This is a genomic window from Microbacterium sp. NPDC079176 (genome assembly GCF_040686675.1).
Classification (GTDB): domain Bacteria; phylum Actinomycetota; class Actinomycetes; order Actinomycetales; family Microbacteriaceae; genus Microbacterium.
The window spans coordinates 476,395-495,795 of sequence record NZ_JBFBLM010000002.1 but is presented as its reverse complement, the minus strand read 5'-3'; the positions used below and the strand labels follow the sequence as shown (position 1 = coordinate 495,795).

The following is a 19,401-nucleotide window of genomic DNA, read 5'->3' as shown; positions in this document are numbered from 1 at the left end:
GGAGTGCCGAGGTGGTGCAGCGCGAAGGCTACTTGTCGTCGGCGTCGCGCTCGAGGCGGCGACGGGTCTCCTCGGGAGTCTCGAGGGCCGGAGCGTCGTCGACGACGGGAACGTCGTTCACGATCGGTGCATCCTCGGCGGCGAGCACTGCCGGGTCGGTCTCGATCGCGTCCTTGGGCTCGACGATGCGCAGGATCGCCTGGCTGTGCACCTCGATGACGGTGCCGGGAGCGATCTCGACGAGCGCGGGCGAGTCGAGGTCGTCGTGGTCGTAGGCCACGATCGTGCCGTAGATACCACCCTGGAGGAGCACCTTGACCCCGGGAACGGTCTTGGTCGCCTTCTCCTCCTGCTCAGCCTTCATCTGCTTCTGGCGCTTGCGTCCGTTGACGAACATGAAGACGACGAGAACGGCGAGAAGGCCGAAGAGGAGGATTTCCATGGGCATGGTGGCAAAGGGCCTTTCTCAGGTGCGCGCACCACAGGACGGTCGCGCAGTTATCAGGGGAAGTCTTCAGCGATTATAGGTCATCAAGTCGGAGCGCCCCGTCCGGGTGCGCGATGCCGAGGTGGCTGTAGGCCTCCGGCATGGCGACGCGACCTCGAGGTGTGCGACCCAGGAATCCGATGCGCACGAGATAGGGCTCGACGACGCTCTCGACCGTCTCGGCCTCCTCGCCCACGGCGACCGCGAGCGTGCTGAGCCCCACGGGACCCCCGCGGAAGCGCCGAACGAGCGCCTCGAGCACCGCTCTGTCGAGGCGGTCCAGTCCGATGGGGTCGACGTCGTAGAGCTCCAGCGCGGCCTTGACCCCGACCAGGGAGGCCGCGCCGCCGCCGTGAACGAGCGCATAGTCGCGCACTCGACGCAGCAGGCGGTTCGCGATACGAGGAGTGCCGCGCGAGCGACGGGCGATCTCCGACAGCGAATCCCGCGGCAGATCGACGCCCAGCATGAGGGCCGAGCGTGCGATGACGCGCTCGAGCTCCGCCTCCTCGTAGAACTCCAGGTGACCGGTGAAGCCGAAGCGATCCCGCAGCGGGTTCGGCAGCAGACCCGAGCGCGTCGTCGCACCCACGAGCGTGAACGGTGCGAGGTCCAGCGGGATGCTGGTCGCCCCCGCGCCCTTTCCCACCATGATGTCGATGCGGAAGTCCTCCATCGCGAGATAGAGCATCTCCTCCGCCGACCGCGCCATCCGGTGGATCTCGTCGATGAACAGCACCTCGCCGGGCACGAGGCTCGAGAGGAGCGCGGCGAGGTCGCCGGCGTGCTGGATCGCCGGTCCGCTCGAGAGGCGCAGCGGACGTTCGCTCTCGTGCGCGACGATCATCGCCAGCGTGGTCTTGCCGAGCCCGGGCGGGCCCGCGAGCAGGATGTGGTCGGGCGGGCGATTCTGGATCCGTGCGGCATCGAGGAGCAGCTGGAGCTGCCCCCGCACCTTCTGCTGACCGACGAACTCACCCAGGCTCGTGGGTCGCAGGGCTCCCTCGATCGCCAGCTCGGTGTCGTCTGAGGGCTCGGCGGCGTCGCGGATGTCAGACACGCGCCGGCCCCAGCAGTGCGAGCGTGCGGCGCAGCAACGGTGCGACGGCTGCCCGCTCGGCCTCAGAGGCCTCCGCGGCCGTCTGCGCGGCGGCCTCGGCGGCGACCTTCTCGGACCACCCCAGACCGACGAGCGCGGCAGCGACCTGATCGACGACGTCGACGGGTCCGTTCGCGGCGGGCTTCGACGCCGCGCCCACCGGATGCACCTTGCCCGCGAGCTGGAGGACGATGAGCTTGGCGGTCTTGGGGCCGATACCCGAGACACGGCGGAACGGGGCGTCATCCTCCGATGTCACGGCTTCCGCGATCTGGTCGACGGTGAGATGCGACAGCACCCCCAGCGCCGACTTCGGCCCGACGCCGGTCACGCTGATCAGCAGACCGAAGATCTCCAGCTCGCTGCGGTCGGCGAACCCGTAGAGCGACAGCGCATCCTCGCGCACGATGAGGCTCGTGTGCAGCATCAGCTTCTCGCCGACGGTCGCGGTGTGAGCCACGTCTGCGGGCACCGAGACGGAGAACCCGACTCCCCCGACGTCGATGATGACCTGATCGGCGGTCGAGTGGAGGACAGCGCCGTGCAGCGAGGAGATCATCCGCCCAGCCTACGCACCCGATCGTAGATATGTTCGAGCGACACGCTCCGCGTCGGCCCAAGCCTTCTGGGCCGGGGTGAGCGCATCCACACCCGGGACCCCCGCTGCGCCCCGACGCCACGCGTGGCAGAGCGCGATCGCGAGGGCGTCAGCGGCATCCGGCGGCTGCGGCGGCGCATCCAGGCGCAGGATCCGGGCGATCATGGTCTGCACCTGACGCTTGTCCGCCGAGCCGTAGCCGGTGACCGCCGCCTTGACCTCGCTCGGAGTGTGCGTGGCCGCCGGGAGTCCTGCCTCAGCAGCGAGCAGCAGAGCCACGCCGCTCGCCTGGGCGGTGCCCATCACCGTGTGACTGTTCTGCTGCGCGAACACGCGCTCGACCGCGACAGCGTCGGGCCGATGGAGCTCCAGCACTTCTCGGATGCCCGCGGCGACGATCGCGAGTCGTTCGCCGATCGGGAGATCGGGCGCCGAGCGGATGACTCCGACATGCACCAGCGTCCCTCGTCGAGCCCGGTCGACGTCGACGACCCCCACGCCGCACCGGGTGAGACCCGGGTCTATGCCGAGCACGCGAAGCGAGGAGGAGGTCACTCCCCCAGGCTAAGCGTCTCGTCCGACGGCACGCGGTCGGCGCGCCTACGCGTCGTCGTTCTCGAGCTCGGCCTGCACCTCGGCGGTGAGATCGAAGTTGGTGAAGACGTTCTGCACGTCCTCGCTGTCTTCGAGTGCATCGATGAGGCGGAAGATCTTGCGAGCGGTGTCGGCGTCGATCTCGACCTTGAGATTCGGCACGAACTCGACGTCGGCGGATTCGTAGTCGATTCCCGCCTCCTGCAGCGCGCTGCGGACGGTCACGAGATCCGTCGCCTCGGTGATGATCTCGAAGCCCTCGGCGTGCGGCTCGATCTCTTCGGCCCCCGCTTCGAGCGCGGCCATCATCACGTCATCCTCGGTGGTCCCCTCGGAGCCGACCACGATCACGCCCTTGCGGCTGAAGTTGTAGGCGACGCTGCCCGGGTCGGCGAGGGTTCCGCCGTTGCGGCTGAGAGCAGTGCGGACCTCGGCCGCAGCACGGTTCTTGTTGTCGGTCAGACATTCGATCATCATCGCGACGCCGTTGGGTCCGTACCCCTCGTACATGATCGAGGTGTACTCGACCGCTTCGCCGCCGATGCCCGCGCCGCGCTTCACTGCGCGATCGATGTTGTCCTTCGGGACCGACGTCTTCTTCGCCTTCTGCACCGCGTCGAACAGCGTCGGGTTTCCCTGCAGGTCGGCTCCGCCGAGCTTGGCCGCGACCTCGATGTTCTTGATGAGCTTGGCCCAGGACTTGGCGCGCCTGGAGTCGATGATGGCCTTCTTGTGCTTCGTGGTGGCCCACTTGGAATGCCCGGACATAATTCTCCGCTCGTCGTATCCGCCCGTGGGCACGGCCCAGGGCATCGTCCATTCTATCGAACCATGCCCGCGGCCTATGGCCGCACACGGAGCGGCGGCCTCCTGTTCCCGTGATCGCTCTGGTGTGAGGTCAGGCGTGGGTGTAGTCCTGACACATGGACCAGAGCGTCGACGATGACAGGATCCGCGGACTGGACGCCGCCCACCGAGCAGCACTCGAGTTCCTCGGGTCGCTCGACGACAGACCGGTGTGGCCGCGGGCGACCCTCGCCGAGATGCTCGACGCCTTCGGCGGCCCCCTGCCCGCCGAAGGCATGGACCCGGAAGAGGTGATCGGCGAGATCGTGTCGCGGGCGGACCCCGGTCTCGTCGCGATCCCCGGAGGACGATTCTTCGGGTTCGTCATCGGCGGCACGCATCCCGCTGCCCTCGCCGCCGACTGGCTCGTGTCCGCCTGGGACCAGAATTCGGGATCCGCCCTGCTCACGCCGACGACCGTGGCGTTGGAGCGCATAGCCGGCCGGTGGATGCTCGACATCCTGGGCCTGCCCGACGACGCGAGCGTCGGATTCGTCACCGGCGGCCAGATGGCGAACTTCACCTGCCTCGCGACGGCACGGAACGCCGTTCTCGCTCGAGTCGGCTGGAACCTCAGCGAGAAGGGACTGCACGGATCTCCGCAGATGCGCTTCGTCGTAGGTGCCGACCGCCATGGGTCGATCGACCGTGCAGCGCGGTTCCTCGGGATCGGACGCACCGGCATCACTGCCGTCGAATCCGACGCGCAGGGGCGCATGCGACCAGACGCCCTGGACAGCGTCCTCGCGGACGGCTCAGGACCGACCATCGTCTGTCTACAGGCCGGAGAAGTGCACACCGGCGCATTCGACGACTTCGCAGCCCTCATACCGATAGCCCATCGGCACGGAGCCTGGGTGCACGTCGACGGCGCATTCGGCCTCTGGGCCGCGGCCTCCGAGTCGCTGCAGCCGCTGACGGCGGGCATGTCCGACGCCGATTCGTGGGCGACAGATGCGCATAAGACGCTCAACGTGCCCTACGACTGCGGCATGGCGATCGTCCGCGACCCTGCGGACTCCATCGCCGCGTTCCGCACGGGTGGCGATTACCTCATCTACACGAGTCTGGACCCGTGGGACGTGACGCCGGAACTGTCCCGTCGCGCACGCGGCGTGCCCGCGTGGGCGGCGATGCGCAGCCTCGGACGGGACGGCATCTCGAACCTGATCGACAGGCTGCACGAGAACGCGGTGGCGATGGCCGACGGGCTCACGACGATCGACGGCATCCGCATCCTCAACGACGTCGACTACACGCAGGTCATGTTCTGTCTCGATTCCGATGAGGCGACGCGACGGCTGGGTGAGGCCGTGCTCGTGGAGGGCACCGCCGCCATGACCGGGGCCGAGTGGAGAGGTCGCGCTGCGCTGCGCTGCTCGATGTCGTCCTGGGCGACGACCCGGGACGACATCGACCGCACGGTCGGCGCGATCCGAACTCTCGTGTCGCGCTGACCATTATCGCCGGTGTCACTCGGCGGGCAGACCGACCTTCGGCCGTGCCCACGAGCGGCCGCGCGTGTCCTTGAGGATGTCGTACTCCACGTCGACATGCGGTTCGATGGCGCTGTACTTGTCGTTCGGCGCACCGATCACGAGCTGGAAGCCGAGACCCCGCCATGCTCCGATCGCACGCTTCGTGAAGTGCGCGTCCGCCTTGATCAGGGCCTCGTCCATGAACACGGGTGCATACCTCGGACGCTCGGCACCCGCGTCGCCGAGCTGGTAGCGCAGTGCCGCGCCCACGATGAAGGCGACCAGCTCCTGCGACTCTCCACCCGATTTCTCGCCGATGTGGTCGTAGAGCGCGACATGCTCCCGGGTCGTCGCATGGACCCGCTCCGCGCTCACCCGCACATGGTTGCGCACGTCGATGAGCTCGGCGAAGTCGGGAGCCGTGCGTCGCATCCGACCGATGAGACGGCTCATCCTCCGGTAGACGCTCTCACGATCGACATCCGTCTCCGCTGCGTCGATGAGGCTGCGCACCTCGCGAAGCTCCTTGCGGAATCGCCTGCGCGCCTCGGACTGGTTCTCTCGCGGTGTGATCTGAAGACGGTGATCATCGTCGTAGAACGGCAGCTCCTCCATGATCCTGTTGATCGGGTCGATGCGGTTCTTGATCTCGCGCAGTGCACGACCCAGCGTCGAATCCAGGCTCGTCAGATCGTTTCCGGAGAGCTTGAGGAGGCTGTCTCGCCATTCGGATTCCAGCTCGTGCAGGCCGTTGGTCTCGAGCGCCACGAGGATGCTCTCGAACTCCGCGACCGACTCGTCGGGGTCGGGGAGGATCGTGAGCGTATCCCAGCGCTCGAGGAAACCGGTCATCAGGCGTCGCATCTGCTCACGCTGCTCGGCGTGTGCCGCGGCTGCCGACGTGCGATCCTCGAGCAATCTGGTCGCGGCCGTGCGCAATGCGGCGTCGAGGTGAGCGAGGCGCTCCGACGCCGTCACGCTGACGGCCGCGTCTGCTCCGAGGAAGCGCGCGTCGAGGAACGAACGATGCCGCTCCTCCAGCGCGATCTCGGCCGCCTCAGCCGCATCGACGATCCGCTGACAGTCGTCGACCTGGTCGGTGACCTCCACCCAACGGTCCTGAGCGAGTGTGAGGTCTCCCCCGAGTCGGGAGCTCTCGTCGCGCAGACGGCCGACCCGTCTTCTGAGCTCCTCGGCCTGCGACTTCAGCTCGGCGATCTTCGGGTTCTCGTCGGTGACCTCCGCCTCCACTGCGACCCATCGCGCGCGCTCCGCCGTGACGGCCTCGACGTCGATCTGATCCCAGGTGAGATCCTCGATCTTCGCGTGCGCCTTGGACGTCGCCTCGATCCGGTCGAGGTCGGCCTCGGCGTCCGCAGCGGCCTGAGTCGCAGCATCGCGGCGGCTCTCGAGCTGGCTGATCTGCTCGTCGAGCTCGCGAAGACGGCGCGCGTTCGAGAATCCGAGCATGTTCGCCCGGCCATGCCCGCCATGGGACCCGCGGTCTCCGTGCGACACCTGCCCCGCGAGCGTCAGCGCGCGAGGGTGCTCGGCGAGCTCGGTCGACGAGTCCACGCACACGTACTCGAACCGCTCACGGAGTCGCTGCTGAAGCCATCCGGTGAACGGCGTCGATCGGTGATCGAGACGACCGGGGAGCGTGCGGGGGTCCGCCGTCCGAGACTCGGCGACGCCCGTCGGGACGCCTTCGTAGCTGATCCGCTCAGCGATGCGCACCGACTCGATGGCCGCACGGAACCGCCCGAGGTCCGCGACATCGACGAGCAATGTCCGCGCGAACCCGCCGAGGGCGAGGTTGAACGCGTCCCGCCAGGGCTCGAACTCGGTGCGCACCTCGATGAGCTCACCGACGAAGGGCAGATCCGTCGGGGTGAGCCCGGCCGCCTGGGCGAGGAGAGTTCTCGCCTCATGCAGATGCGCGGGAATGCTCCCGCGGAGCTCACGGGTGCGGTCCTGCTCGGCACGCGCCCGACTCAGCTCGCTCTCGACCGCTCGGCGCGACGACTCTGCATCGGCGAAGGCGGCGCGGGCTCCGCGCAGTCCGCTCTGCGGGAGCTCCCGGCCGACGCGGGCGAGCAGTTCCTCGAAATCGGATGCGGTGCGCACCTCGGCGCCGAGTTCCCTGGCGACGCTGTCGAAGCGCGCCCGCTCGCGCTGGACGTCCTCCAGTCGGCGCTCGACACCCCGCAGCTCGCGCTGAGCGGTCTCGAGGCGGTCGCCTCCGGACTGCCGCAGGACGTCGAGCAGCCCCTCCCGCTCGACCTCGGCGGCGGCGATCAGTGCGTTCTTCTCGCGGACGGCCAGCTGCAGCGCCTGGGTGCGGTCACGCAGATCCGCCTCCACCTCGCGCAGCAGATCGAGGCGGCGCTCGGCGCTCCACAGGGACGCGAGGGAGGTCGGCTCCGAGAAGACCCCGACCTCGTCCACGACGCTCATCCGCGCCGACGCCGCCTCGATGCGCTGCGAGATCTCGCGGATCGGCTCGAGAGCCGCCACCTGCTGCTTGGCGACGAGCATCCGCGTCCGGGTGCTCTCCAACTCATCGAAATGAGCGACCACCGCGTCCGCGGTCGCCATCGTCTCGGGCTCCTCGAGCACGAGCTTCTTGTAGAGGTCGTCGACCGTCGTGATCTGCTGACCGGCCTGGATGCGGGCCAGAAGACTGATCGCCTTCGCCCCCGAACCGGCCGCGCCGATGCCGAGCACGGCGTGAAGTCGAGCCGAGAACTCGCGGTCGGTCGCCACGGGCTCCAGCCCGACGGCGCGCACCGACGCGTCACTGAGTCGCTGGACCGCAGCGCGTTCGAGCTGCGAGAGGTCGAAGGCGCCGTCGATCGTGGCCCGCAATCGCGTGGTGTCCTCGAGGGTGCGGGCGTCCGCGGGGATGTACCACCCGCGCACCGCCGTGAAGCGCGAGCCGTCGTGATCCAACCACGTCATCGAGACGGCGCTCCAGGTGTCCTCGCCGTCGCCGCGCAGCACGCGGAGCTTCGTCCCCTCCTCGGTGCGGGACTCGTCGATCTTGCCGCGCCCGTACGACAGGATGTTCCGCTGCTCGTCGCCGCGGGGACGGCCCGTGACGCCGCCGTTGGACGCGCCGTTGAAGGGCGTCGTGTGCGGCATCATCAGCGCGATGTAGCCGTCCATGAGCGTCGACTTGCCCGACCCCGATCCGCCGCACAGCAGGGTCGCATCGGGCGAGAACCGCACGCGGTGGGGACCGCCGTCGTAGCCGCCCCAGTTGATGAGCTGGAGCTCCTCCGCGACCCACTGCTGACCGCGTGAGCTCGCGGGGATCATCCCGAAGAGCGTGTCCATCATCGTCATCGCGCCACCACCGCCTGGGATCGCAGCCACTCCCGCAGCTCCTTGAGCGTCTCCGCACTGAGCACCACCTCGACGAGCGCGGTGATCCGGTAGCGTCCGCTGGTCTCCTCCTGCACGATGCCCTCTCGATCCAGCCGATCCAATGCGCTGCGGATGGCGCGCTGCTGCTTCGCGGTTCCGCCGTCGACGTCCGCGAAGTAGCTCAGCACGGTCTGCTCGACGTCCTCGATGTCGATCCGCACTGAACCCTCGCCGGACGCGGACTCGCGCTGGTAGACGGTCCGCAGGTGCACCAGGACGAGCGTCTCGGCGCGCGAGTACGGAGAGTCCTTCAGCAGCACGGGCATCTCGACCTCGTCAGAGCGCAGCTGCTGCTTGTACGCAAACCCTCTGGCGTGATCGATGATCAGACGCAGGTAGATGTCGTTGAGCCGCGACTCGATCACCTGCTGGTGCTCGAGCAGCAGCGTCCACTCACGTCGGTTGCGCTCCATCGAGATGAAACGCCGCTGGAGCAGGTGCACGAGCACGCGCCTGATCTCGGGATCGAGCGTGCCGCGATCGCCGGGGAAGTGCGCCTCGAGGTCGTCCTCCATCGCCGTCGGAGCGATGAACCCCTCGTCCGCGCCGGCTGTGGTGAGGTCGTCGTCACTCATCATCTGAATCCTCTTTCGTGCTGCGGGCGGTCACGGCGCCGAATGCGAATCGCCTGCTCGTGCCGTCCGGGCGCAATGCTTCGACCGTCGAGATGCCATCTCCCTCGGTGAGGCCGTTCCGGTGCGCGATCTCGAGCAGACCGAGCAGATCGACAGGGCGCCGAGCCGCGTCGGGCACCGACCGGAAGGCATCGGCGAGGTCGAAGTCCGTCCCCAGTCCGGCGACGTATTCCTCGAGCTCGGCATATCTCGGACCACCCCAGGCGCGCGTGTCGTGATCGAGGAAGTCGACGTCATCGGCGTCGGCGAGGGGCGCCGGTGCACGCGGCGGGCGGATATCGCTGGTGGTCTGACGCAGATGCCCGAGATCGATCAGCGGCATGCTGCGCACCGGGTCGACGACCGTCGCCGGGCCGGACCACCCATGGAGCCCGGCGATGACGTCGCGCAGGAGGTCGTCGATCTGACGATCGCGCAGCGGATCGTGTGTCTTCACCTGGCCGGTGATCACGTGCGAAGCGCGGCGCTGCGCGGCCAGCACCTCCTCCACCCCCTGCTCTACGCGTCGACCGATGGCGTCGAGCTCGGCGCGCTGCGCGCCGTCGAGCATACGGGCGAAGGGCCGGCCGAGCAGTCCGCGAAGCTGCTCCGTGAGGGCATCGATGCGATCGGGGTCGCCGATCAGACGCAGGGCTCCTGCGAACGCGCGCCCCTCCGGTGTCGACTGCATCACATCCTGGGCGCGCTGCAGATACTCGCGGAGCACTTCGCTCGTCGGTCTCTCGTCCCTGCGCAGGTGGGCGACGACGTCGCGTTGCATCGACCTGAGCGACTCGGCGACGCGCGTGAAATCGGCGGGCAGTTCGCGTGCCAGGTGCAGGACGTTCTCGGCCTCCTCGAGGAGCTCCTCATCGTCGGCAGGGTCGGCATGCCCGGTCTCCTGGATGCGAGCGATCTCTGCGTCGAGCAGATCGCGTTCGTCATACAGCCGCGCCAGCCGCCGGACCGGGTCGACTTCCGCGCTCACCGACAGGTGGTCGACCGCGTCGAGGAGGGTGCGCACGCGGGAGTTGGACACGCGCGTGCGCCCTCCGCCGGTGCGGCCGGATATCTCGAGTGCTGCGACGGCATGCGCAGACAGGCGGTAGACCTCGACGTCGTCGTCGATCTGCTGGATCAGCCAGCCGAGGCGCACCCAGTTCCGGCACACGTCCCGGCCGCTCCCGGACGGAAGCCGCCTGTCGTCGTCGTACCCCGCCGCTCGGAGTTCATCGAGCACCTCGCCCAGCTCGGCGTGCGCATCCGCGACCGCGACAGACGCCCGGTCGGCGGTGAACAGAAGAGTGAGCGACGCGACCACGAACGGGGCGAACCGACCGTGCAGCAGATCGAGTGTCGGGGTGCTGAATGCGGTGACGGCACGCGCATATGCGGCCTCAGCCCTGGATCCAGTCACTCGAACGAGAATAGTCCGACCTCGGGCCCTCGCCTGTCACGCGCCGGTCCGTGGCGGGTCGCACGGCATGGCGTCAACGGCGCGAGGTGCGCTCCCGGACTCCCGCGAGGAACAGCTCGTGAAAGCGCGTCTCGCCGTCGACCTCGGGGTGGAAGCTGGTGCCGACGAGTGGCCCCTGCCGCACGGCGACGATTCTGCCGTCCGGAAGCGAGGCGACCACCTCGACCCGCTCGCCTGCGCGTTCGACGATCGGAGCTCGGATGAACGTCGCGTGCACGGGCACCTCACCGAGCGCCGGAACGTCGAGGTCCATCTCGAAGGACTCCGTCTGGCGTCCGAAGGCATTTCGGCGTACGGCGATGTCCAGGCCGCCGAATGACTGCTGTCCCTCGATGCCGTCGAGTACCTCATCGGCGAGAAGGATCAGCCCGGCGCATGTCCCGTACACGGGGAGTCCCGCAGCGATCGCGTCCCTGATCGGCTCCTGCATCCCGAATGTGCGCGACAGCTTGTCGATCACGCTGGACTCGCCGCCGGGGATGACGAGACCGTCGACAGACGCAAGCTCCTCCGGGCGGCGCACCAGCGCCACCTCGGCACCGAGTCCCGCGAGCAGGGCGGCGTGCTCGCGCACGTCGCCCTGCAGCGCGAGGACGCCGACCCGTGGACTACCAGCCACGCTCGGCCAGGCGGTGCGGCGCGGGGAGGTCGGAGACGTTGATGCCGACCATGGCCTCGCCGAGTCCGCGTGAGACCTCGGCGATCACCTTGGCGTCATCGAAGAAGGTGGTCGCCTTGACGATCGCCTTGGCGCGCTCCGCCGGGTTGCCGGACTTGAAGATGCCCGAGCCCACGAAGACGCCGTCGGCGCCCAGCTGCATCATCATCGCTGCATCCGCGGGGGTCGCGACGCCACCCGCGACGAACAGCACGACGGGGAGCTTGCCGGTCTCGGCGATCTCGCCCACGAGCTCGTACGGCGCCTGCAGCTCTTTCGCCGCGACGAACAGCTCGTCCTTCGGAAGAGCCGTGAGAGCCGCGATCTCGCCACGGATCTTCCTGATGTGCTTCATCGCCTCGGAGACATCCCCCGTGCCGGCCTCACCCTTGGAGCGGATCATCGCCGCGCCCTCATTGATGCGGCGCAGCGCCTCACCGAGGTTGGTGGCACCGCAGACGAAGGGCACAGCGAAGCCGTGCTTGTCGATGTGGTTCACGTAGTCGGCGGGAGAGAGCACCTCGGACTCGTCGATGTAGTCGACGCCGAGCTCCTGCAGCACCTGCGCTTCGACGAAGTGGCCGATGCGTGCCTTCGCCATGACGGGGATCGACACCGACGCGATGATGCTGTCGATCATGTCGGGGTCGCTCATGCGCGAGACACCGCCCTGTGCGCGGATGTCGGCGGGAACCCGCTCGAGCGCCATGACGGCGACGGCGCCCGCGTCTTCGGCGATCTTGGCCTGATCGGCGGTGACCACGTCCATGATCACGCCGCCCTTGAGCATCTCGGCGAGACCGCGCTTGACGCGCGAGGATCCGGTGGTGGTCTGTTCGGTCATGAGAGCTCCTGTCGGGGAAGCACGATGTGCATGAGTGTGTCGAACGATGTCTCGTTTGATCTAGGCCAAACAGTAGCACTGTCCGGAACGACCTAGAATCGGAGGTGAGGACACATGAGCGACCAGATCACCGGAACGACCGCAGCGGACATCGCCGACAGCGTGCGCGGTCTGCGCGAGCGCGGTGTGCTGCGCGCCGGCAGTCCCCTCCCTCCCGTGCGGGAGCTCGCCACGACCCTCGGAGTCAATCGCAACACCGCGGTCGCCGCATACCGACAGCTCGCTCAGGCCGGGCTCGTGATCTCCCGAGGTCGCGCCGGCACGGTCATCGCCGGTCTCGAGTCGGTGGCCCAGGAGGGCTACGCCTCCGATACCGTGCTGCGCGACGTCGGGACCGGCAACCCGGACCCTCGACTGATCCCCGATCCATCGCCTGCGCTGGCCACGGTGGCCGGTCGTCCGGTGCTCTACGGCGAGCCCGTCATCGACCCGGGGCTGCAGGACTGGGCGCGCGAATGGATCGCGCATGATCTCGGTCACCTCGACTTCGGCATCACCGTCACGAGCGGCGCCGTCGACGCCGTCGAGCGACTGCTCGCGCAGGCGCTGATGCGCGACGATGCCGTCGCACTCGAGGATCCCTGCTTCCTGGCGAGCATCCACACGGTCCGACTCGGCGGGTATCGGGCCGTTCCCGTGCCGGTGGACGAACAGGGGATGACGGTCGAGGGGCTGCGCGCCGCCTTGGATGCCGGCGTGCGAGCGGTGATCTGCACCCCGCGCGCTCAGAACCCGACGGGGGCGAGTCTCACGGCCGCTCGTGCGGCGGAGCTGCGCGCCGTGCTCGCCGCTCATCCGTACGTGCTGATCATCGAGGACGATCACTTCTCGATGCTGTCGCAGCGTCCATACGAATCGCTGATCGGCCCGGACCACCGGCGGTTCGCGCTGGTGCGCTCGGTCTCGAAGTTCCTCGGGCCGGACATGTGCCTCGCCATCGCGGCGACGGATGCCACCACGGCAGAGCGCCTCGCCATGCGTCTGAGTCCCGGAACCACCTGGGTCAGCCACCTGCTGCAGCGTCTCACCCTCACTCAGCTGACCGACGAGTCGGTGCTCGCACGCATCGCCGACGCCCGCGAGCACTACGCGGCACGCAATGCGGCCTTCGCGTCGCGGCTGCGCGAGCATGGCCTCGACTCCCCCGCCACCGACGGTCTGAGCCTGTGGATCGAGTTGCCGAAGCCGGCGCGCATCGTCGCCGAACGCCTCATGCGTCGAGGCTGGCTCGCTCGAACCGGCGACGACTTCGCCCTCGACGAACGCGCCGATCCGTCGCGCCATCTGCGCCTCACAGTGCATGATCTGTCCGGAGACGACACTGCGACACTCGTCGCCGACCTCGTATCGGCCGCACGATGACCCACCGCCGCGGGAGCATTCCCGCTCTGAAAGAAAGGATCGGGGAATGAAGGTCCTCTCCATCCAGTCCGCCGTCGCGTACGGGCATGTCGGGAACTCCGCCGCGGTCTTCCCGTTGCAGCGCATCGGCGTCGAGGTTCTGCCGGTCTACACCGTGAACTTCTCCAATCACACCGGCTACGGCGCCTGGCGCGGTCCGCTCATCTCTCCGAACGACGTGCGCGAGGTCATCACGGGCATCGAGGAGCGCGGCGTGTTCGGCGAGATCGACGCGGTGCTGAGCGGTTACCAGGGCGGCGAGGGCATCGGCGATGTGATCATCGACGCCGTGGCGCGCGTCAAGGCCGCCAATCCCGCCGCCGTGTACGCCTGCGATCCGGTGATGGGCAACGCGAAGTCAGGATGCTTCGTCGCCCCGGCCATCCCGATCCTGCTGCGCGAGAAGGTCGTGCCGGCTGCCGACATCATCACCCCGAACCAGTTCGAGCTCGGGTTCCTGACCGGCACCGAGCCCGACACGCTCGAGTCCACCCTGGCCTCGGTCGACCTGGCCATGGCGATGGGACCGAGCACGGTGCTGGTCACGAGCGTCGAGCGGCCGGACCGAGAGGACGACACGATCGAGATGCTCGTGGCCGACGCCGCAGGAGCCTGGATCGTGCAGACGCCTCGGCTTCCGATGAAGGCGAACGGCTCGGGCGATGTCACCGCGGCGCTCTTCACGGCCCACTATGTCGGATCCGGTGACGCGAAGACGGCGCTCGAGCGCACCGCGTCCAGCGTGTTCGACCTGCTCGCCGCGACCCTCGAGTCGGGTGCGCGCGAGCTGCAGCTCGTCGAAGCGCAGGAGTTCTACGCGAACCCTCGGATGCAGTTCACGGCACGCCAGGTGCGCTGACCCGCGATTCCGAGCCGTGGCCTACGCCGTCGTCGGCCAGGCGTTCGCCACGGCTTCGCGCACCTCGCCGAGCAGCTGGGGCAGGGCCTTGGTCTTGGCGATGATCGGGAAGAAGTTGGCGTCCGACGTCCACCGCGGCACGATGTGCTGGTGCAGGTGGCCGTCGACTCCGGCACCGGCGACGGCACCCTGATTCATCCCGATGTTGAAGCCGTCGCAGCGCGAGACCTCGCGGAGCACGCGCATGCCGATCTGGGTCAGTGCCCCGACCTCGGCGACCTCCTCGGGTGTTGCCTGGTCGTAGGTGCCGATGTGGCGGTACGGGCACACCAGCAGGTGTCCGGAGTTGTATGGGAAAAGGTTGAGCAGCACATAGGCCGTCTCCCCCCGGGCGACGATCAGCCGCTCGGCATCCGGGAACTTCGGAGCCTCGCAGAACGGGCACTCCTCGCGCAGTGGCTCAGGACCAGCCTGGATGTAGGCCATCCGGTGCGGCGTCCAGAGCCGCTGGAACTCGTCGGGGACGCCCGCGAACTCGCCGGCGTCCTCCCACGACTCCGAGGACGTCACGCCAGGTCCCCTGCTGTCTGCACGAGAGTGTGTGCATCGATCGCTGCGCGGATGCGCGCTACTGCATCGGTGATCGGCACGCCGTTCTCCTGCGTGCCGTCGCGGTAGCGGAACGAGACGGTGCCCGCGTCGCGATCCTTCTCGCCCGCGATCAGCAGCAGCGGGACCTTGCCGGTCGTGTGCGTGCGGATCTTCTTCTGCATCCGGTCGTCGGAGGCGTCGAGCTCGGCGCGCACGCCCTGCGTGCGCAGCGTCTGGACGATCTCGCCCAGGTAGTCGGCGAACTCGTCGGCGACGGGGATTCCCACGACCTGCACGGGCGACAGCCACACCGGGAAGTCGCCGGCGTAGTGCTCGAGGAGGATCGCGAAGAACCGCTCGATCGAGCCGAACAGCGCACGGTGGATCATGATCGGACGCTTCTTCTGGCCGTCCTTGTCCATGTACTCGAGCTCGAAGCGCTCGGGCAGGTTCGGGTCGACCTGCACGGTCGACAGCTGCCAGGTGCGGCCGATCGCATCACGCGTCTTAAGGTCGATCTTCGGTCCGTAGAACGCGGCCTCGCCGGGGACTTCGGTGAGCTTCAGGCCGGATGCCACGGCGACCCGGCGGAGAGCATCGGTCGACGATTCCCAGAACTCGTCCGAGCCGATCCACTTGGACTTCTCGTCATCCTTCATCGACAGCTCGAGCTCGAAGTCGGTGAGACCGAAGTCGCGCAGCATCGACAGGATGAACTCCAGGACCTTCGCGACCTCGCCCTCGAGCTGATCGGGGGTGACGAACAGGTGCGAGTCATCCTGAGTGAAGCCGCGCACTCGGGTGAGGCCGTGCAGCGCACCGGAGAGCTCGTTGCGATAGACGGTGCCGTTCTCGGCGAACCGCAGGGGCAGATCACGGTAGCTGCGCGCGCGCTCCTTGTAGATCAGGATGTGCATCGGGCAGTTCATGGGCTTCAGGTAGTAGTCCTGGCCCTGCTTCGTGATGTTGCCCTCGTCGTCGCGCTCCTCGTCCATGACGATCGGCGGGTACATGCCCTCCTTGTACGTCACGAGGTGGTTCGAGGTGAGGAAGAGGTCTTCCTTCGAGATGTGCGGGGTGTACACGTAGGTGTAGCCGCCCTCGATGTGGCGCCTGCGAGCGTGCTGCTCCATCTCGCCGCGGACGATGCCGCCACGGGGGTGCCAGACCGACAGACCCGAACCGATCTCCTCGGGGAACGAGAAGAGGTCGAGCTCCTTGCCGAGACGGCGGTGGTCGCGCTTGGCGGCCTCCTCGAGGCGGTGCTGGTACTCACGCAGCTCGTCCTTCGACGGCCAGGCGGTGCCGTAGATCCGCTGCAGCTGCGGGTTCTTCTCGCTGCCCCGCCAGTATGCGGCGGCGATGCGGGTCAGATCCCAGCCGTTGCCGATCATGCGGGTGTTGGGCAGGTGCGGCCCGCGGCAGAGGTCCTTCCAGACGACCTCGCCGTCGCGGGTCGTGTTGTCGTAGATCGTCAGCTCGCCCTCGCCGACCTCGACGGAGGCGCCCTCGGCGGCTTCCTTGCCGCCCTTGAGACCGATGAGCTCGAGCTTGAACGGCTCGTCGGCCAGCTCTGCCCGCGCCTCGTCGTCCGTGACGACACGACGCACGAAGCGCTGCCCCTCACGGACGATGCGCTGCATCTCCTTCGTGATGGCCTTGATGTCTTCGGGCGTGAACGGGGTGTCGACGCCGAAGTCGTAGTAGAAGCCGTCGGTGATGGGCGGCCCGATGCCCAGGTTCGCCTGCGGGTTGATCCGCTGCACCGCCTGCGCGAGCACGTGCGCGGCCGAGTGACGCAGGATGTTCAGCCCGTCGGGACTGTCGATCGTGACCGGCTCGACCTCGTCGGCATCCGTCACTGTCGCGGCGAGGTCCTTGAGGGTCCCGTTGACGCGCATGGCGACGACTGAACGGTCAGAGAACAGGGCGAAGCCGTCTTTCGGCTGAGCATTTTCAGGCACTGCACACTCCATCTGGGTCTGGATCTAGGCTACTCGCATGCCCGAGGGCCGCTGACCGCTACGACGCCACGTCAGACTCGGTGTTCGCCGCCGTGGGAGCGAGGATGATGATCGCCGCGCCGACGAGCGCGATCGCCGAGCCGACCCAGTCCCAGACGGTCGGCTTGAAGCCGTCGACGATGATGCCCCACGCGAGCGATCCGGCGATGAACACCCCGCCGTACGAGGCGAGCACACGTCCGAAGTTCGCGTCAGGCTGGAGCGCCGCGATGAACCCGTACGCACCGAGAGCCATCACTCCGAGCACAGCGAAGACCCAGCCACGGTTCTCCTTCACGGCCTGCCAGATCAGCCACGCGCCGCCGATCTCGGCGACGGCGGCGAGCACGAAGAGGATGCTGATGCGCAGGACGGTCATGCACTCAGTGTGGCAAAGGCCGCCACTTGGGCGGGCAGACCTGCCGCGACGCGCCCGGGCGACACCCGTGAGCTCCGATTCCGCCGGGGTAGCGTGAGCGGATGATCAGACCACTGGCGCGCTGGATCCTCGCACTCGCCCTGGGTGCGATCGGCATCGTCCACTTCACGAGCACCCGCGGTTTCCGCGTCGTCGTGCCTGACTGGGCGACTCGGGCCACTCGTCTCGACAAGGAGGCGATCATCATCGCGTCGGGCGCCGCGGAGGTCGCCCTCGCCGCCGGGCTGCTCCTGCTGCCGAACGAGAGACGGCGTGTCGGAATCGCCACCGCCGCGTTCTTCGTCGCCGTGTTCCCGGGAAACGTGCACCAGTGGCGCACTCACCGGTCCACCCCGGGGCTCGACACCGAAGCGCGGCGTCTCGGACGACTCTTCCTCCAGCCTCTTCTCGTCGCCTGGGCGCTGTGGGCGACGACTGCGCCGGCTAGACCACGGATGCGCGCGGTGCCTCGTATCCGCTGAGCAGCCGGCAGCGCAAGCCCGCCCACTCGTTCCGTCCACCCCGCCAGAATGGAGCCATGGCCTCTCCCTCGCTCGTCTGGCTCCGCGACGACCTTCGACTCGCCGACAATCCGGCGCTCAGGGCGGCGATCGATCGCGGTGAACCACTGGTCGTGCTGTTCGTCCTCGACGAGGAGTCCCCCGGCATCCGACCGCTCGGCGGAGCCGCACGCTGGTGGCTCCACCACTCCCTCGCGTCTTTGAACGACGCGCTGCGGGAACTCGGCGCCACTCTGACGCTGCGTCGAGGTCCTGCCGAACGCATCGTCCGCGAGACCGTCGCAGACTCGGGCGCGACTGCCGTCTTCTGGAACCGGCGATACGGGGGCGCCGAACGCGAGGTCGACACCGCGCTCAAGGCGGCGCTGCGCGCGGACGGCCACGAGGTCACGTCGTTCCAGGCGTCGCTGCTGCACGAACCGTGGACGGTGAAGACCGGCGGCGGCACCCACTTCTCGGTGTTCACGCCGTTCTGGCGGGCATGTCTCTCCCTCCCCACGCCGCGAGCGCCCTTCCCCGCGCCCCGGAGTCTCGCTGGGGTGTCCCAGCCCCCGGCGTCCGACGATCTCGTCGACTGGGATCTGCTGCCGACCCGCCCCGACTGGGCCGGCGGGCTCCGCGACGCCTGGGAGCCTGGTGAGCCGGCGGCCAGAGCTCGGCTGCGTACGTTCCTGCATGACGACATCGGCTCGTACGATCGCGCGCGGGATGAGCCGTCGGCGGGCGCGACGTCACTGCTGTCACCGCGTCTGCGGTGGGGCGAGCTGAGCCCGTTCACCGTGTGGCACGCGGCGGTGGAGGCCGATGGCGCGGCCGGGTTCCTCTCGGAGTTGGGCTGGCGCGAATTCGCCTGGCACACGTCGTTCCACGCACCGGACATCGCCACGAAGAACCTCCGTCGTCAGTACGACGCCTTCCCCTGGCCGCGGCTCAAGCCGTCGGAACTCGAGGCGTGGCAGCGCGGCGATACCGGGATCCCGCTCGTCGATGCGGGGATGCGCGAACTGTGGCACACGGGTTTCATGCACAACCGGGTGCGCATGGTGACGGCCTCGTTCCTCGTGAAGAACCTGCTCATCGACTGGCGGCGCGGCGAGGAGTGGTTCTGGGACACCCTGGTCGACGCCGACGGCGCGAGCAACCCGTTCAACTGGCAGTGGGTGGCAGGATCCGGCGCCGACGCCGCCCCGTACTTCCGCGTCTTCAATCCCGAGCTGCAGGCGAAGAAGTTCGACCCGCACGGCCTGTACATCTCGGAGTGGGCGTCGGATGCCCCGACAGAGCCGATCGTCGATCTCGCGGCCACCCGCAAAGCGGCGCTCGCAGCGTACGAGGTCGTCAAGCGGTCGTCCCCGGTCTCGGGGTGACCGCCGCCGGTGACGGCTGCGCCCCGTCATGGGACAACAAAAAACCCCCGGAGAACC

At 68.3% G+C, this 19,401-nt stretch carries 18 protein-coding genes; 5 read left to right on the top strand and 13 right to left on the bottom strand.

What is annotated here, in order from left to right; all coding sequences use genetic code 11:
• Positions 1 to 28 precede the first annotated feature (28 nt).
• From AB0P11_RS06500 to AB0P11_RS06480, 5 genes are all read right to left on the bottom strand, one after another.
• Positions 29 to 448: a preprotein translocase subunit YajC gene (locus AB0P11_RS06500; RefSeq protein WP_308418036.1), complete on the bottom strand. Its 420-nt coding sequence runs from the start codon at positions 446 to 448 to the stop codon at positions 29 to 31.
• A 73-nt stretch (positions 449 to 521) separates the two neighbouring features.
• A complete protein-coding gene (gene ruvB, locus AB0P11_RS06495; protein ID WP_053096175.1) occupies positions 522 to 1,547 on the bottom strand; it encodes a Holliday junction branch migration DNA helicase RuvB in 1,026 nt (341 codons plus the stop codon).
• Positions 1,540 to 2,145 (bottom strand): Holliday junction branch migration protein RuvA, encoded by a 606-nt coding sequence (gene ruvA, locus AB0P11_RS06490; RefSeq protein ID WP_056278784.1) that lies wholly within the window; start codon positions 2,143 to 2,145, stop codon positions 1,540 to 1,542. Before ruvA ends, ruvB begins: the two co-directional genes overlap by 8 nt.
• A gap of 9 nt (positions 2,146 to 2,154) precedes the next feature.
• Positions 2,155 to 2,739: a crossover junction endodeoxyribonuclease RuvC gene (gene ruvC, locus AB0P11_RS06485; RefSeq protein WP_053096180.1), complete on the bottom strand. Its 585-nt coding sequence runs from the start codon at positions 2,737 to 2,739 to the stop codon at positions 2,155 to 2,157.
• Positions 2,740 to 2,784: 45 nt separating this feature from the next.
• On the bottom strand, positions 2,785 to 3,546 hold the full coding sequence (locus AB0P11_RS06480) for a YebC/PmpR family DNA-binding transcriptional regulator (protein ID WP_053096182.1): 762 nt from the start codon (positions 3,544 to 3,546) through the stop codon (positions 2,785 to 2,787).
• A gap of 155 nt (positions 3,547 to 3,701) precedes the next feature.
• On the opposite strand from AB0P11_RS06480, the gene AB0P11_RS06475 reads away from it, so the two are divergent.
• Positions 3,702 to 5,081, top strand: coding sequence for an aminotransferase class V-fold PLP-dependent enzyme (locus AB0P11_RS06475; protein WP_056278785.1), 1,380 nt, complete (start codon positions 3,702 to 3,704; stop codon positions 5,079 to 5,081).
• A 15-nt stretch (positions 5,082 to 5,096) separates the two neighbouring features.
• Here AB0P11_RS06475 and AB0P11_RS06470 read toward each other — a convergent pair whose 3' ends face one another.
• The 5 genes from AB0P11_RS06470 to pdxS all read right to left on the bottom strand — a co-directional run bounded on the left by AB0P11_RS06470 (position 5,097) and on the right by pdxS (position 12,124).
• On the bottom strand, positions 5,097 to 8,450 hold the full coding sequence (locus AB0P11_RS06470; RefSeq protein ID WP_295102305.1) for an SbcC/MukB-like Walker B domain-containing protein: 3,354 nt from the start codon (positions 8,448 to 8,450) through the stop codon (positions 5,097 to 5,099).
• Positions 8,447 to 9,106 carry a DUF4194 domain-containing protein gene (locus tag AB0P11_RS06465; RefSeq protein WP_053099121.1) on the bottom strand — a complete coding sequence of 220 codons (660 nt, stop codon included), beginning with the start codon at positions 9,104 to 9,106 and terminating at the stop codon, positions 8,447 to 8,449. The genes AB0P11_RS06470 and AB0P11_RS06465 overlap by 4 nt, the downstream gene beginning before the upstream one ends.
• On the bottom strand, positions 9,099 to 10,562 hold the full coding sequence (locus AB0P11_RS06460; RefSeq protein WP_053096186.1) for a DUF3375 domain-containing protein: 1,464 nt from the start codon (positions 10,560 to 10,562) through the stop codon (positions 9,099 to 9,101). The genes AB0P11_RS06465 and AB0P11_RS06460 overlap by 8 nt, the downstream gene beginning before the upstream one ends.
• A 73-nt stretch (positions 10,563 to 10,635) precedes the next feature.
• A complete protein-coding gene (pdxT, locus tag AB0P11_RS06455; RefSeq protein WP_053096188.1) occupies positions 10,636 to 11,241 on the bottom strand; it encodes a pyridoxal 5'-phosphate synthase glutaminase subunit PdxT in 606 nt (201 codons plus the stop codon).
• On the bottom strand, positions 11,231 to 12,124 hold the full coding sequence (gene pdxS / locus AB0P11_RS06450; protein ID WP_363520641.1) for a pyridoxal 5'-phosphate synthase lyase subunit PdxS: 894 nt from the start codon (positions 12,122 to 12,124) through the stop codon (positions 11,231 to 11,233). Before pdxS ends, pdxT begins: the two co-directional genes overlap by 11 nt.
• 114 nt (positions 12,125 to 12,238) lie before the next feature.
• Here pdxS and AB0P11_RS06445 point away from each other — a divergent pair, with 114 nt between their 5' ends.
• Complete coding sequence (locus AB0P11_RS06445) at positions 12,239 to 13,546, top strand: aminotransferase class I/II-fold pyridoxal phosphate-dependent enzyme (RefSeq protein WP_363520638.1); 1,308 nt, start codon at positions 12,239 to 12,241, stop codon at positions 13,544 to 13,546.
• 46 nt (positions 13,547 to 13,592) lie between these two features.
• A complete protein-coding gene (pdxY, locus tag AB0P11_RS06440) occupies positions 13,593 to 14,444 on the top strand; it encodes a pyridoxal kinase PdxY (RefSeq protein ID WP_056278788.1) in 852 nt (283 codons plus the stop codon).
• 21 nt (positions 14,445 to 14,465) lie between these two features.
• On the opposite strand, the gene AB0P11_RS06435 is transcribed toward pdxY, so the two are convergent.
• Genes AB0P11_RS06435 through AB0P11_RS06425 form a run of 3 tightly spaced genes read right to left on the bottom strand, consistent with a single transcriptional unit; the run spans position 14,466 to position 17,417 of the window.
• The gene (locus AB0P11_RS06435; RefSeq protein WP_363520635.1) at positions 14,466 to 15,014 is read right to left on the bottom strand and encodes an HIT domain-containing protein; all 549 of its coding nucleotides are present in this window, start codon (positions 15,012 to 15,014) and stop codon (positions 14,466 to 14,468) included.
• A complete protein-coding gene (gene thrS, locus AB0P11_RS06430; protein ID WP_053096198.1) occupies positions 15,011 to 17,011 on the bottom strand; it encodes a threonine--tRNA ligase in 2,001 nt (666 codons plus the stop codon). The genes AB0P11_RS06435 and thrS overlap by 4 nt, the downstream gene beginning before the upstream one ends.
• Positions 17,012 to 17,057: 46 nt before the next feature.
• Positions 17,058 to 17,417, bottom strand: a complete 360-nt coding sequence (locus tag AB0P11_RS06425; RefSeq protein ID WP_056278790.1) for a YnfA family protein — start codon at positions 17,415 to 17,417, stop codon at positions 17,058 to 17,060.
• 101 nt (positions 17,418 to 17,518) lie between these two features.
• Here AB0P11_RS06425 and AB0P11_RS06420 point away from each other — a divergent pair, with 101 nt between their 5' ends.
• Both AB0P11_RS06420 and AB0P11_RS06415 read left to right on the top strand, forming a co-directional pair.
• On the top strand, positions 17,519 to 17,938 hold the full coding sequence (locus tag AB0P11_RS06420) for a hypothetical protein (RefSeq protein ID WP_285365481.1): 420 nt from the start codon (positions 17,519 to 17,521) through the stop codon (positions 17,936 to 17,938).
• Between the two features lie 56 nt (positions 17,939 to 17,994).
• Positions 17,995 to 19,344, top strand: coding sequence for a deoxyribodipyrimidine photo-lyase (locus AB0P11_RS06415; RefSeq protein ID WP_363520631.1), 1,350 nt, complete (start codon positions 17,995 to 17,997; stop codon positions 19,342 to 19,344).
• The last annotated feature ends 57 nt before the right edge of the window (positions 19,345 to 19,401 follow it).